General features: G+C 48.2%; 13 protein-coding genes. 8 read left to right on the plus strand and 5 right to left on the minus strand.

What is annotated here, in order from left to right; genetic code table 11:
• Positions 1 to 324 precede the first annotated feature (324 nt).
• Positions 325 to 2,196 carry a putative bifunctional diguanylate cyclase/phosphodiesterase gene (locus PN498_RS01925; protein ID WP_272060989.1) on the minus strand — a complete coding sequence of 624 codons (1,872 nt, stop codon included), beginning with the start codon at positions 2,194 to 2,196 and terminating at the stop codon, positions 325 to 327.
• 133 nt (positions 2,197 to 2,329) lie between these two features.
• Positions 2,330 to 3,949, minus strand: a complete 1,620-nt coding sequence (locus PN498_RS01930) for an NAD(P)/FAD-dependent oxidoreductase (protein ID WP_272060990.1) — start codon at positions 3,947 to 3,949, stop codon at positions 2,330 to 2,332.
• 682 nt (positions 3,950 to 4,631) lie between these two features.
• Between PN498_RS01930 and PN498_RS01935 the strand changes: the two genes are divergently transcribed.
• The 3 genes from PN498_RS01935 (at position 4,632) to PN498_RS01945 (ending at position 8,343) form a co-directional block, all read left to right on the plus strand.
• Positions 4,632 to 5,033, plus strand: a complete 402-nt coding sequence (locus PN498_RS01935) for a rhodanese-like domain-containing protein (protein WP_272060991.1) — start codon at positions 4,632 to 4,634, stop codon at positions 5,031 to 5,033.
• Between the two features lie 56 nt (positions 5,034 to 5,089).
• A complete protein-coding gene (locus tag PN498_RS01940; protein WP_272060992.1) occupies positions 5,090 to 6,739 on the plus strand; it encodes an FAD-dependent oxidoreductase in 1,650 nt (549 codons plus the stop codon).
• 86 nt (positions 6,740 to 6,825) lie between these two features.
• Positions 6,826 to 8,343: a GMC oxidoreductase gene (locus tag PN498_RS01945; RefSeq protein WP_272060993.1), complete on the plus strand. Its 1,518-nt coding sequence runs from the start codon at positions 6,826 to 6,828 to the stop codon at positions 8,341 to 8,343.
• 115 nt (positions 8,344 to 8,458) lie between these two features.
• Here PN498_RS01945 and PN498_RS01950 read toward each other — a convergent pair whose 3' ends face one another.
• A complete protein-coding gene (locus PN498_RS01950) occupies positions 8,459 to 8,974 on the minus strand; it encodes a hypothetical protein (RefSeq protein WP_272060994.1) in 516 nt (171 codons plus the stop codon).
• A 568-nt stretch (positions 8,975 to 9,542) separates the two neighbouring features.
• On the opposite strand from PN498_RS01950, the gene crtA reads away from it, so the two are divergent.
• The gene (gene crtA / locus PN498_RS01955) at positions 9,543 to 10,427 is read left to right on the plus strand and encodes a cyanoexosortase A (RefSeq protein WP_272060995.1); all 885 of its coding nucleotides are present in this window, start codon (positions 9,543 to 9,545) and stop codon (positions 10,425 to 10,427) included.
• A 30-nt stretch (positions 10,428 to 10,457) separates the two neighbouring features.
• On the opposite strand, the gene PN498_RS01960 is transcribed toward crtA, so the two are convergent.
• The gene (locus PN498_RS01960) at positions 10,458 to 11,273 is read right to left on the minus strand and encodes a Uma2 family endonuclease (RefSeq protein ID WP_272060996.1); all 816 of its coding nucleotides are present in this window, start codon (positions 11,271 to 11,273) and stop codon (positions 10,458 to 10,460) included.
• Entirely contained in the window at positions 11,245 to 11,448 is a 204-nt protein-coding gene (locus tag PN498_RS01965) for a hypothetical protein (protein WP_272060997.1), read from the minus strand. The genes PN498_RS01960 and PN498_RS01965 overlap by 29 nt, the downstream gene beginning before the upstream one ends.
• A gap of 3 nt (positions 11,449 to 11,451) precedes the next feature.
• Between PN498_RS01965 and PN498_RS01970 the strand changes: the two genes are divergently transcribed.
• From PN498_RS01970 to PN498_RS01985, 4 genes are all read left to right on the plus strand, one after another.
• On the plus strand, positions 11,452 to 12,672 hold the full coding sequence (locus tag PN498_RS01970; RefSeq protein WP_272060998.1) for a hypothetical protein: 1,221 nt from the start codon (positions 11,452 to 11,454) through the stop codon (positions 12,670 to 12,672).
• Between the two features lie 98 nt (positions 12,673 to 12,770).
• Positions 12,771 to 13,121: a DUF6883 domain-containing protein gene (locus PN498_RS01975; RefSeq protein WP_272060999.1), complete on the plus strand. Its 351-nt coding sequence runs from the start codon at positions 12,771 to 12,773 to the stop codon at positions 13,119 to 13,121.
• Positions 13,118 to 13,435, plus strand: a complete 318-nt coding sequence (locus tag PN498_RS01980; RefSeq protein ID WP_272061000.1) for a DUF4926 domain-containing protein — start codon at positions 13,118 to 13,120, stop codon at positions 13,433 to 13,435. Before PN498_RS01975 ends, PN498_RS01980 begins: the two co-directional genes overlap by 4 nt.
• The gene (locus tag PN498_RS01985; protein WP_272061001.1) at positions 13,404 to 13,646 is read left to right on the plus strand and encodes a hypothetical protein; all 243 of its coding nucleotides are present in this window, start codon (positions 13,404 to 13,406) and stop codon (positions 13,644 to 13,646) included. Before PN498_RS01980 ends, PN498_RS01985 begins: the two co-directional genes overlap by 32 nt.
• Positions 13,647 to 13,780 lie beyond the last annotated feature (134 nt).

Genomic DNA, 13,780 nt, shown 5'->3' on the forward strand with positions numbered 1-13,780 from the left:
CCCCCCAGCCCGCATTCTGGGGGAGCCAATCCCCGGAAGTCCCCCAGAATGCGGGCTGGGGGGCGAATGCACGCAATTTGCTGAATCGAGAGATCAGAGCAACGTATGGTTGCCTCAACACTTGCAGGGATAACTCACCCACAAATTGAAAACTGGCAGACCACTAGTACACTGCAGCAGAAATAGGCTCACCATTCAAAACACCGAGAAAGCTTATCTGCCTTAGTTTTGTAGAGCTTTGCTCTTCTCGCAGAGTATTTTGAATTTTGTAGGGCTCTGCCCTTCCCGGAGGGTATTTCGAATTCCGCGTAGCGGTACTGGTGTTTAGCTAGGTGAGTTTTGCATGGGGGAATAACTCTCTATCCAGCTTGCCATTGCCTGAGATGGCATTGGAGGAGCAATGAGATAGCCTTGCCCGAAACGGCATTTCAAGTTGTGGAGATGCTCAACTTGTTCGGGTGTTTCGATCCCTTCAGCAATGCTGTCAATTTCAAGGCTGTCTGCCAGAGCCATTGTAGTTTTGACAATAGCTTTGGCGGTTTTATCAGTGGTCATGCGGCTGACAAAGGAGCGATCGATTTTAAGGGCATCAATGGGTAGTTCATGCAGCAAACTGAGGGAAGAAAACCCCTGACCAAAGTCATCTAAATGAAATTGGACACCCTGGAGGCGGAGTTCCTGCATGATGACAGCGATCTTTTCTGGCTTCACCATCATCATGGTTTCAGTCAGCTCAAAGCGAATATTTTTAGGCTCAGCACCGGTACTGTTAAGAATTCCAAGAACCTTCTCGATCAAATTGTCCTGCTCAAACTGAAGATTGGAGACGTTGATATTCATCTTCAAATCAGGACAGCCAAAACGTGTTTGCCAGGTGCGTAGCTGATAGCATGCCGTCTGAATCACCCACCACCCGAGTGGAATAATCAAGCCGGTCTCTTCGGCCAAAGGGATAAATTCAGTTGGTGGGATATAGCGCTGTTGAATTGGACACCACCAGCGGAGTAGGGCTTCAAAACCACTAAGCTGCTTGTTTAATAACGAAAAAATAGGCTGATAGTGGAGCTGTAATTCTCCCGTGTCGATCGCTTGCCGAAGGGCTGCTTCTTGATTGAGACGATTGATTGCCTGGGCATGCATCTGCTCGTTAAATACACGATATTCACCACCACCCTGACGCTTTGCTTGATACATTGCCAGGTCGGCATTTTGCAAATAGTCAGTTGGATTCCGTAGAGTAGGTGACTGAAAAACAATCCCAATGCTAACACCAACATGCACACTACGTTGCTCTAGCTGAAAGGCTGTTGTGAAACTTTTTTGGAGTTGTCGAACAATAGCCAAGACTTGAGTGTATGACTCGGTATTTTCTAGCAAGATTGCAAATTCATCTCCGCTGAGCCGAGCCACCGTATCTCCTGCTCTAAGGCATGACGACAACCGTTGACTAACCTTGATTAAAAGTAGGTTTCCAGCCGCGTGTCCTAAACTATCGTTGATAATTTTGAACCGATCTAGATCTAGGAAAAGAACTGCAAAAGGCTGTTTTGAGCAATGCTTTTGTTCGTTACAGACTTCGGTTAAACGTCCAATGAAGTAGGTTCGATTTGGCAATCCAGTTAGGGAATCATGAAGGCTGTCATGAAGTAACCTTTCCATAACAGCTTGTCTTTCCATTTCCGCTGCCGCCCTAACAGCGAATATTTTCATGATAGAAAGCCCAATGGGTTCTGATTTCAAAGGTTGGTCATGCATGATGACCAAGTGACCTAGAACACTACCCGCAGAACTAACGACGGGGACGCCTAAATAGGCAACTGCGTTCAATTCAGCTAAATCTATATCGCAAGGAAATAGCTGTTGAACCCTATTGGGGTAGTAGCATTCCTGACCTTCCAATACCCCTTTGCAAGGTGTGTTGATGGTGGAATAGCTGAAGTTTTTGCCAAAAGAGTCTCCTTGCCAAAAAGCCAAGGTTTCTACACGACGGGAAGGATGCTCTAAGCACTGGGTTATCAGCGCATAGCGGACATTCAAGGCACAGGCAAGATAATGAACCAATGATTGAAAAAAGCTCTCGCCAGTTACTGCGGAAGTGCCTTCTACTACTAGACGGAGAGCAGCTTCGGTGTCGAAGAAAGACACCTCTAGGCTCGTTTGCTCATGTGTACAAGGGTTGTTGGGCTGAGTTGACATAAATAAGCAGACGCCGCAGAAGCACAGCAGTTGATGATCGGGCTGACGCCTTAATTCAATCCATAGCAAGCGCGACAGCGCCTGCTATGGGTCTGTAGTTTATCTTGTGCAATCAAACTTTATTTGTCTATGCCTAAGCTAATGCTAGAGCTGGTTGATTTTGCACGATATAAGGCGTCAAACCGACGTGTTGGTCTAGATGGATAGCCAGTAGGGCCTCCATCTGTTGTACCATTTCTTCATACAACGTTAAAGACTGCTGTTCGCTAGAACAATGAGCTAGCACTCGCTGCTCTGTTTCATGCATAAGCTGCCACAGCTTTTGCTGCATTTCTTGATAATCTGGACTTAAAATTCCCCACACATTGGTATCTGCGAGCGTGTATTCGTCACTGAGATGGTTTTGCTGATTAAAGTGTCGTCTCGCATCAATTTCCTGAAAGCGTTGGATTAGTTCGATCGCTCTAGGATGATTGAACGACATGTATACCAGCTGATTGTCTCGCTCCAGAGCTTCATGGAGATGGTGGGCGAACGCTTCGTAATGAACGAATTGGCGCTTTTCTGCTTGATCACCATCCACAACACCCAGAGACTCTTGGGCTGCAAAATATGCTCCGGCAACTCCCCCGGTCAATCCTGGAGAAATCAGAGGATCGACGAAGAAAGCAGCATCGCCAATAATCATCCAGCCATCACCGCTCACTTGACGAGCATGGGTGCGGACATTGGCACGACACAGATAGTTTTGAGGACCGTAGTGACCCTCTACAAACGTTGCCCCTTCGAGTAGCTGAGCGATCGCAGGATATTGCTTGGCATACTGCTCAAAGACAGCTTTGGGTCCTTGTTCTTGAAAGACGCGATCGCGATCGTCTCGTAAGACAAGGCCAATGCTGACAATATCTTCACTTTGGCAGTCAGAGGAGCGCTGAACGGCTTCACGGGTGGGCAATTCGCCTGTGGTTGAAAGCAGCTGCTCCAAAAGAGGGTTGAGTTGAGTGTCCTCGACATTTTCCCAAGAAACGAGAGGAATGTACCAAAGCCACCCTTCTTTGAAACACAAATGCTGGGTATATTCATCTCGCGAAAATTGCGCAGAAGCAGGCCAATTCTGGATACTGTCGAGGCGGCGAACATCTTTGAAATAGCCCCACACAGCATTGTTTTGAAATAGCCCATCCGTTTTGGTGTGAAGTCCTAAATGCTTAGCGAGCAGGCTGGCTGGACCAGTAGCATCCACGAACAGCTTGGTGGCAATAACCGCTTCTTGGTTTTGAACCTGATAAACAATTTGATTACCATCACTGCTGAAAGTAGAGCGTTTGATGTTAACTCGTGCTCCCTGTAAGACCTCTATGCCCAAACGGCGAGAGTTAGCGATAAGCAGACTTTCTAAAACTCGACGCTCGATCTGAAAGGTTTCATCAAAGGTTTCCAGGATGTATTCAAAAGCATTGGTGACGTTGTCAACTGATTCATCAACATGAAAGAAACCAAGACCGTTTTTTGGAAAAAACAATCTGTTGAGTACTTCTTGACGGATACCTACAGAGCGAAGGGCTTTACAAAAGCCCGACAGAGTACTTTCCCCAATCTTGTGACGGGGTGTTTCAGACCGCTCTATCACTACGATGCGAGCTTCAGGACGAGCCAATTTAACCCAAGAGGCATACAGTAGACCAATGGGTCCAGCGCCCGCAACGGCAATGTCATAGCTAGAAGTATTTGGGGTAGATACTACCGAGATCATGAATATGAATCCTTAAGAAAAAACAAGAAACAAACCAGGAAAGTTTAGGAACCACGCACCAAATTAGGAGATTTCACCAAGCAAAGGCACTGTATTTCTACGCAGTTTTCGACTTGTTTTTTGAGGAGATCATATAAGGTTGCATGACATCACGCATTGACAGGCTCATTTGCGTTTTCAAATAATAGAAAAGCGGTTCAAAGATTAATTTATTGTTATGGCCCATCGAAAAGTAAGTCAGTGCTATTCCCTATAAAAACACTGACTTACTTTTCGCAGTCATAAACCCACACGAAGGTCGCGTTTAGCAATATTCGCTGTGATCAGAATTAAAAGTCCGCATATTTTTAAGTTTTGTAAAGACAGTGTTATTTGTATGGCGATAAGGGAAATCTGACAAATTGTGCATAGTTTCGAGAAAGCCTATTTCAGACTTTATGGAGCTACCACAGTCAGGAAATCGTTAAAGTGAAAGATTGCTCAATGTTGTCTGGTTCTGGCCTGCCGGACCCTATTGTCCGACGCGATAGATCTTTCGGCTTTAACGTTGATCAATACCTGACTCATCATCCGATCCGTACCGAGTCAGCAATTCCAAGTCCGATTTACTCCAATCGAAAGATGTCTTGAAAAATAAGTTCCTCTTAATCTTTATTAACAGAAGAGGAAAGGAAAACTTGGAATGACCAACTTTATAACCGCAGTTGAGGCTGCTAGTGAGATCGCTACTGAGGTTTCACCTGCACCTGTGACGTTTGATCGCATCTCTTCTGCATCTGATGTCAAAGCTCGACTGGATTGGGGCGAGCCTGCATTCACAATCATCGATGTGCGAGATCGCCAAAGCTTTAATCAGGAGCGTATTCAAGGGGCAATTTTTTATGCTGCTGATCAGTGGATTGAGCAAGTGAGCCAAACCCTTGAGGCTAATCGAGATATTTATGTTTACGGCGCTTCTGAGGAAGATGCCATAAGGGCTGCTTTTCAACTCGATGAAAGCGGTTTTCAAAAGGTTGCTGTGATGGAAGGTGGCCTCTCTGCTTGGAAGGCAATTGGTGGTGTAACGGAAGGGCGAAAGGCCTAATTTTCCTCTCGACCACTCATTGAGTTGACAAAAAAGACTATAGCTGGGAATTGAGTATGAGTATTAGCAGAGTATCCGTTTGTCCGGTTGATGACATCAGCGATGGTCAAATGCGGCAGTACACCGTTGCGGGACGAGATGTTCTGCTAGTTCGTCGGGATGAGTCGTTTTATGCGATCGCAGCCCACTGTTCCCACTATGGTGCTCCTTTAGAAAACGGCGTTCTGTGCAAGGACCGAGTCGTGTGTCCTTGGCATAACGCTTGCTTCAGCTTCAGAACAGGCGAATTGCTAGAGCCGCCAGGTCGGGATAACCTGAAGCGCTATGACGTTAGTGTTCAAAATAACACTGTTTATATTGATATCCCTGTGTCAAAGGTTGATGTCAAGTCCAGCGTGTTTGTGGAGGAGCCTTTACAAGACGGAGAACATGTTGTGCCGACGATGGCTCAACCGGACGTGCAGAAGGGCGATCGCCCAATGGTCATTGTGGGGGGTGGCGCGGCTGGTAATGCAGCGGCTGAAATCTTAAGGCAAAAAGGTTTTCAAGGCAGAATTGTGATGCTGACTGCCGATCACGACCTACCGTACGACCGAACTAAACTGAGTAAGGCTTATCTTCAGAGTGATTCTGCAGAAGACCCCGATCTGCTTCGCTCTGCTGATTTTTATGACAAACACGGCATTGAGGTTAGGCTCAATGCTTGTGTTACTAACCTAGATGTTGAAGCGCGTCAGCTAACCTACAACGAGGGAGAGGTTCTGGCGTATGAGGCTGTTTTGCTGGCTACGGGTGGCCAGGTACGACAGCTTTCTATTGACGGGATTGCTTTGAAAAATATCTTCACTCTGCGGCAAGCGGATGATGCGGCGCACATCTTAAAGACTGCTCAAAATGCTCAACGCGCCGTTGTTGTCGGCGGCGGTTTCATTGGTATGGAGGTTGCAGCTAGCCTCAAGCAGCAAGGGCTAGAGGTCACTGTCATTACCTCGCGAACCCCTTTTGAAAACGTCCTCGGAAAAGAGGTTGGGCGACTCTTTCAGAAGGTCCATGAGGATAAAGGGGTTCAGTTCAAATTGGGGACAAAAGCAAAAGCATTTGTAGGGGACACTCAGGTTGAGTCGGTCGTTTTGGATAGTGGTGAAACCTTACCTGCGGATCTAGTTGTTGTGGGAATCGGTGTGGTTCCCGCAACTGATTTTCTCCAGGATGATCTGTTGGATGAGCGCGATCGCGGTGTTGTTGTCGATAAGTTTTTGCAGGCAGCACCTCACGTTTATGCTGCTGGGGATATTGCCCGGTTTCCTAATCCAATGACTGGAGAGCCGGTTCGTATCGAGCACTGGCGACTGGCTCTACAGCATGGCCGAATTGCTGCCAACAATATGGTTGATGAATCCATTCCATTGATGTCCATTCCCTTCTTTTGGACGGGACAGTTTGGGCTGAAGCTTCGATATGTGGGTCATGCTGAGGCGTGGGATGAGGTTGTGATTCAGGGTGATTTAGAGAAGCAAGAATTTTTAGCATTTTATGTCCAGTCTGACCGAATACTTGCTGTGGCTGGAATTGGACGAGATCGCGATATTGCCGCAATTTCTGAGCTGATGCGACTCAATCAAATGCCTTCAGCGAAGGAGGTTCGCGGTACTGACATCAATTGGGTTGAAGCGCTCAATGGAGAACACTGTTTCAAAGCTGCTTGATGTTTGCTTTGGAATGTCATTCTCGTGAAAACTCGTTGGTTTTCACACTGTTGACTACGGTTAATTACAGGAAATTTACACGCGCTATGACTCAGCATTACGACGTCATTATTATTGGAGCCGGAGCCGGAGGCGGAACGCTAGCTTATGCTCTGGCTCCAACGGGCAAACGAATTTTAATCATTGAGCGGGGTGACTATCTGCCGCGTGAGAAGGAGAATTGGGATCCTGATGAGATCTTTCTGCAGAAACGCTATCAAGCACCTGAACAATGGCTAGACAACGAGCACCAACCGTTTGATCCGCAGGCGTATTACCTGGTAGGGGGCAATACGAAGCTATACGGGGCAGCTCTTCAGCGTATGAGAGCTGAGGATTTTGGCGAACTCCACCATGCAGATGGTATTTCGCCCAGTTGGCCGTTTCCTTATGAAGACTTTGAGACCTACTATACCCGCGCAGAAAGCTTATTCAAAATTCATGGCCAGCAGGGTGAAGATCCTACAGAACCGATGATGTCGGCTGACTATCCGCACTCTGCTATGCCCCATGAGCCGCGAATTCAGGCGATCGCTGATCAGCTGGGTGAAAAAGGGTTGCATCCGGTTCATCTGACTTTGGCATTGGATCGAAATGTTGCCGATCCCAGACAAGGGCGCTGCATTCGCTGTGATACCTGTGATCCCTATCCGTGCATGGTGGATGCCAAGTGCGACGCCCAAACTGTTTGTGTGGACCCCGCTCTAGAGTATGACAACGTAACGCTATTTACCAATACTCAAGTCACTCGTTTATTAACCTCCTCGGATGGTGGCCGAGTTGAAAAAGTTGAAATTCGGACTGATGAGGGTTTGGGGACTCTATCAGCGGATACGGTTGTGGTTTCTTGTGGGGCAATTAACTCAGCAGTGCTGCTGCTAAAGTCGGCTAATGAACAGCATCCGAATGGCTTGGCGAATTCTTCTGACCAGGTTGGGCGCAATTTGATGAAGCACAATCATTCGGCTTTGATTGCGATCGCGCCCGAACAAAACCCTACAGTGTTTCAAAAGACGCTGGGTATTCATGATTATTATTTCAAGGGACCTTCACAGGATTATCCGTTAGGACAAGTCCAGCTCACCGGAAAGGCTAAGTGGCAAAGGCTGGCAAAAATGACTCAAGGTGACCTGCCTGAAGAATGCTTGAGACATTTGGCGCGACATTCAGTAGATTGGTGGATTACAACTGAAGACCTTCCAAGTCCTGACAATCGCGTCACGCTTACTTCAGATGGACGCATCAAAATCAATTTCATTCCCAACAACTCTAAACCCCATGACGAGTTGGTCAGTCTCTTTGAGCAGCATTTGAGAGAACTAGGTTTCTACCTGTTTATCCACAAGAAGATGGATTTGGCTGTTTTCTGGCATCAAGTCGGCACCTGTCGTTTTGGCGATGATCCGAAAACAAGCGTGTTGAACGTGAATTGCCGTACCCACGATCTCGAAAACGTCTATGTTGTTGACGCTAGCTTTTTGCCTTCAATGGGAGCAATGAACCCAACGCTAACCATCATTGCCAATGCGCTTCGGGTAGCTGATCATCTCAAGTCGACTTTGTAGATGAGGTTGCAAAAGTGGGGAATGCAGGCGATTTGCTGAACCGAGAGATCAGAGCAACGTATGGTCTGTTTCAACACTTGCAGGGATAACTTACAATTGCAAAATTGGCAGACCACTAGGTCAGAATAGTTACCCCAAACAGTAATGCCAGAATGACAACGGTGACGGTCAGAAAGCTGACGCGGCTCCGCAAGGCTAATATTTCCGTAGCTTGTTTTTCAATCAGGGGAGGTAGTGCCTCTCGTACAGGAACGACATCGATCGCCTCTGCGTCTGGGGAACTGCTGTCGGGGAGTAAGGTGCGATCGCCAAATTTAACCTGATCAAATAGCCACTGTGTAATGAGTTCAGCGCTATTCTTCTTAAACCAGCGCCAGGCAAAAATGCGAAAAACTGGCTTACTAAAACGAGCGATACCTTTGAGAGGCTGTCGCAGAACCTTGACGCTTACCCTTTGGTTGATCAGCCGCACTGAGCCAACTTCGTAAAGACCATCGAGAATTGCTTTCACAGTTGCCTGCTCACGCTCCGCTAGATTCTCAAGCAGCACGTGGGTGTCCTGTATAAGCTGAAGCTCTTTTTCGTACTCTTCACTAATCGGAGATGTGCGATAGCGCTGAGAATCCTGCATTTGACAGCTTGCTGAAATTTAGTAAATGGCTGTGAAGAAGACTATGAAGACGTTGTAATAAATCACAAAAACAGAGCAGGCGCACCTAGTTTGCTCTGTTAAATCCTACCGAACTCCAATCTTTAGAAGATTTAACCTAAATATTTTGTTGAAATTTTCTGGTCGAAAGACCATATGGCCTTTTGTATTCAAACTAAAACGCAAGCTATGCAGTGACATCTATCCTAAGTAGAACAGATGACTACATCAATAGATACACATACAATTTTATTGATATCCTAGTGCTTCTTTATACAAGAAATAGCGCTATTTTGGTTTACTAGGATTACGGACTTCCGTTCAACTTTAGGGTTGGTGGACAAAATTGCATTGAACGTTTCTTCGAAAGGAGCGTCTTGCTAAAAAGGAATAACCCGTCCCTAGAGTCGTTGTTAGTTCCATCAGGACAAGACGGTAAGCCATCTGGCTACGCCTTCAGTACCCGAATGCTATTGAGTGCAAAATATCTATATTTCTCAGGGATGTGCAACACATCTAGCTGATGTTTAAGAAAATTAGCCACACGACCATGCAATTCTTACATTCATCGAAAGTATTTAAACATAGCTTGCTAGCTGTATTAACTCTGCTGCTGTCTATCTACATGGGACTGCTATGGCACTACGGCGATGAAGCACATTTAGGCATCAGTGGCTTATTTATTCTTGCTTTGGGCATGATGCTTTATGAGTCTCCCAAGCCCCTAAAGCTATTTCCGACCAAGTTGGGATTGTTTTTGGGCGCTTTTGGAGTGGCGATCGCCCTAAGTATCAGCGCTTTCTTACTACATCAACAGTCTACTTATCAGGGCAGCACCTTACATTCTCCGCTGCTGGTGTCGTTACTGCGGCTCTTACCCGCTCTGATAGGATTATCGTTAGCCGTCTTAGCGAAGGGGCTTCCCGGAATTCGATATTTCTGGCGCGAAGAGGGGCTTCTCCTGGCAGTGGGTTTACCCGGCGTTCTAGCACTGTTCGTTGCAGATATTTCGCCTTTGACAGCAGTTTTCTCTGCCAAGCTCTTGGCGATTGGTGGTTTTGACATCGTGCAAGAGGGAGTAACGCTCAGTTTGCCTGGGGGGTCTGTGATCGTGTATTACGGCTGCTCTGGAATCGAGTCGATCTGTTATCTCTTGAGTCTATCGGTGCTGTTCTTGATTATGTTTCCAGTGTCGGGCTTTAAGCGGTTCCTTGCCCCCCTTGTTGGCATCGTGCTGGCTTTTGTAATCAATAGTTTTCGAGTTGCTTTGATGGCGATCTTATGGGCTAAGAATGATGTCGAACGTTTTGACTACTGGCATATGGGTGAAGGGTCTATGCTGTTTGGTCTGGCTGCTGTCATTGCCTTTAGCGTGTTCTATGTGGTGGTGCTACAAAGCCTTGAAAAGCGCAGTACTCTGGCTGCTTCGTCCTAAGCAGTAGGACGATGGCATTCTGGACATCGCTCAAGGCGTTTCTGGATCAATGCCGAGTTCTCGCAGTCGGGCAGCTAATCGCTCGGCACGCTGACGTTCTTGTTCAGCCTGTTGCTGGGCTGTCTCAGCCTGTTGCTGGGCTTGTTCAGCTTGCTGCTGGGCTGCCTCAGCCTGCTGCTGGGCGTGTTCAGCACGCTCATGCGCTGTCGGAATCCAGTTGCCTTCCGCATCTTGCCAACGTAGCCAAAGCCCTTCCGCATCTTGATAGGTACCCTGCCAGACAGATAAGGTCAGCCCCAGTTCTTCAAACCAATAACGTTGTTCAGGAATTGTCAATGGCTGATAGCGAGTGCCGACTAGCTGGAATAAGCGAAACTGATTGTCATAGCGATCGAAAGTGGCATAGTAGGGAATGCGAAGGATTTGTTCATACATTTGCCATTTGGTTGGCGGCTGATTAATCTCACGCAGGGTATTTCCCAAATCTTCGTCCTCAGTGCCAGGGGAAAGCAACTCTACGACTAAAAAGGGATCAATGCCCTCTTGCCAAATGACATAGCTCCACCGCAAATCGGTTTGCTGACGTGCTCGCTCCACGCCCAAAACAAGAAACCAATCCGGGCGCTTATGCCACCTCGGATGATGGACGTCGTAATACACATTCAGGTCAGTGCCGATAAAAACCCGTTCTGGCGGATACGTTGGAGGCTGACAAGTCTCCCGCAGTAGTTGAGGCTGAAAATCGTGAAACTCGTCAGGCAACCCAGACTCCTCAGGATACTCACTGGGGAGATCGTACATCGTAGGAAGCGTTTCTTTAGGAGGTAAAGGCTGTTGAGGATACATTGCCAAACTTCTGAGTTAGTAAGACGATAGCATTATAGTCAGCGGCTAGCGCCAGTTCTTGAAGTAAGCTCAGGGACTTATGTTGAAGAACATGGGGCAGAGCCATCAGCGCCGTTGGTGGAATTCGGTTGATGGGCTCAGCTGCATTTTGGGCGGCATATAGCGAACGAGCCACCTTTTGCAAGTAGCGCAAGCGTTTCAGCAAGCGCTGTATAAGGAAAGGCTAATTGACTTAAGCGAGTTGTATTGGCGGGCAATTGAACTTTCGCCTGCACCGCAAAAAATCTTGGCTTACGGATACTTCCAGCCTCGACGAGATGAATTGGCATGGATGAATGAGATCGCGGCCCCTGACAGCGTCCTGTTTCTTCCGGCTCCTGCTGCACCCCGGTTTCAAGATGTGCAGCAGTCGGTCGAGTGGTTAGTTGAGCAAGGCTGGGAGGTGGTGGCAGAAGAGAGCAAGCAAGTAGTGATCGGGGTACATCTCAGCCAAGTCTTTATCGGCGATAGCAGCCGGGATTCTGGGAATGTTGCAGGCTCTGCGCACTCGATCAAAGCCTACAGCTATAGCACTTTTGACGCTGAGATGCGGGGCACCTTAGCGCAGGTGAAAGCACTGCTCAATGCAGGGACTCCAGCAAGAGACATCGCCATCATTGCCCGCGATGAGGCCGCTTATGGCCCCCAGCTCATCGACATCGCCTGGGAGTATGGCGTGCCGCTCCGTGCTTTGTATGACACGCCGCTGCTGAGTGCCCGGTTAGGCGCATGGCTCAGCTTGCTGATTGAGGTAATTGATACGGGTTGGCCCTTTGAAGCGACCGCAAAGCTGTTGAGCCATCCCCTCTGCAGCAACCCCGACAAGGATTTTTGGGCTACCGTGCGGGTTAAACATCCAGTCGGGTTTGCCGCGTGGCAAGCGATCGCGCAAAAACATCTCGACATTGATCTCACGGCGTTCGCCAGCATCAAGCGCGATCGCAAATCTGAAACCTGGGTGAACTGGTGGTACGACCGCTTCAAAAGCTTCGATTTACGCAAACGATGCGCCCGCTGGTCTCGCGAAAGCATTGCCTTCAATACCTTGTATCGAGGATTGGTTGAATTGGCCAAATCGGGAAGTGAGCCCCTCTCCTGGCCAGAGTTTTGCCGAGAATTGCTTGATTTGCTCGAAGTTCTCATGGTGCCTGCTCAACCAGGGCGTGGTGGAGTGGAACTGCACAAGCCGACCTCGGTGGTGGGTGCCCGGTACGCTCACCTTTTTGTGCTGGGCATGGCCGAAGGCGTTCTGCCTGCAACAGTTAGAAGCTTCAGCTTCAATACTAGTCAACGGAGTGGTGCAAGGCGACTTCGCCCCCACCCCTGCCGAAGCGATCTGCGGGATTTGTCCGTATGCTGAGATTTGCGAGGTATTTTATGGGAACGTTGAGCAATTAATTTGAGCGGGATGGGCGATCACCCTCATGCTTTGAGATGTGAATTTTGGGGTGTGATTGAGTGAGGCTTAGGGATGTCGTCAGTCAGATTTTTATTGATCCCCGCAAATTGACAGCCTATGCGCTTGATTTGGAGAACCCCAAGGGTTCGGCCAAAGCCATCATGTTTCGACAATATCTGGGCTTCACTCCAGCAAACTACCAAAGCCTCGTAGCGCAGATCGAAGCCAAAGCCCTGGATGCTGAAGCCATTCTGGGTAAGCAAGATGAGCATGGTCAACGCTACCGAGTTGATATGCTTACTATTGGTGTAGAACCCGATCAGCAAGAAATCGTTCGTACAGCATGGATGGTTAGACCTGCTGACGATCTGGCTAAGCTCGTTACGCTTTACATTCCAAGTCGCAAATGATCAGTCCTGAACTCTTCGATATTGTTGAACTGCTGGTGGATATTCCGGAGGCGAATCTGCGGACGGGCGATCGCGGGGCCATTGTCGAACAACACAGTGATCGCGCCTACGAAGTGGAGTTCACCAATCCTGATGGAGAAACGCTGGAGTTGTTGGCGCTATCGCCTGAGCAATTTATGGTGGTTTGGCAAAGTGCGAGTAAGGCTTGGGTGCCGCTGACGGATCGGCTGGCAGCGATGATGTCGGCTTTACCGGAGGAGCGTCAAGAACAGGTCTTAAATTTTGCGCGATCGCTCTACCAAGTTTCGGCATAAAAGCGGGGTTGGAAGCGATCGCACCCTCCAACCGGAACATCATCAGTTTCAGCTCTGGGCCTACAGTCAAGCCACTGCTAAACCCAACGCCCACATCGCCTATCTGCACCACGATCTCCTCCACACCTTTACCCCTGCCCAGTTGAGTGAGTTGGACACCTCAGCCTCAACACTGGTCAGCGGACTGGTGCAAGGCAACTTCACTCCTTGATTTTGGACAAATAGAGTTGTGCCTGCGCTGCAACCACAGGCTGTGAGTGCCCCAAACCAGACAACTAAGCCGATTGTTGAGTGTCCTTGCAAGGACAAAGCTTTTGCGATGGATGAAACTTGACCAGCGGACAG

It is taken from the genome of Oscillatoria sp. CS-180 (assembly GCF_028330965.1).
Taxonomy (GTDB): Bacteria; Cyanobacteriota; Cyanobacteriia; order Phormidesmidales; family Phormidesmidaceae; genus Halomicronema.

Excerpts from the sequence above, each read along its gene's own strand:
- crtA (WP_272060995.1), top strand. The coding sequence starts at position 9,543 with ATGCAATTCTTACATTCATCGAAAGTATTTAAACATAGCTTGCTAGCT.
- PN498_RS01945 (WP_272060993.1), top strand. The coding sequence starts at position 6,826 with ATGACTCAGCATTACGACGTCATTATTATTGGAGCCGGAGCCGGAGGC.
- PN498_RS01930 (WP_272060990.1), bottom strand. The coding sequence starts at position 3,949 with ATGATCTCGGTAGTATCTACCCCAAATACTTCTAGCTATGACATTGCC.
- PN498_RS01980 (WP_272061000.1), top strand. The coding sequence starts at position 13,118 with ATGATCAGTCCTGAACTCTTCGATATTGTTGAACTGCTGGTGGATATT.
- PN498_RS01950 (WP_272060994.1), bottom strand. The coding sequence starts at position 8,974 with ATGCAGGATTCTCAGCGCTATCGCACATCTCCGATTAGTGAAGAGTAC.
- PN498_RS01925 (WP_272060989.1), bottom strand. The coding sequence starts at position 2,196 with ATGTCAACTCAGCCCAACAACCCTTGTACACATGAGCAAACGAGCCTA.
- PN498_RS01935 (WP_272060991.1), top strand. The coding sequence starts at position 4,632 with ATGACCAACTTTATAACCGCAGTTGAGGCTGCTAGTGAGATCGCTACT.
- PN498_RS01960 (WP_272060996.1), bottom strand. The coding sequence starts at position 11,273 with ATGTATCCTCAACAGCCTTTACCTCCTAAAGAAACGCTTCCTACGATG.
- PN498_RS01940 (WP_272060992.1), top strand. The coding sequence starts at position 5,090 with ATGAGTATTAGCAGAGTATCCGTTTGTCCGGTTGATGACATCAGCGAT.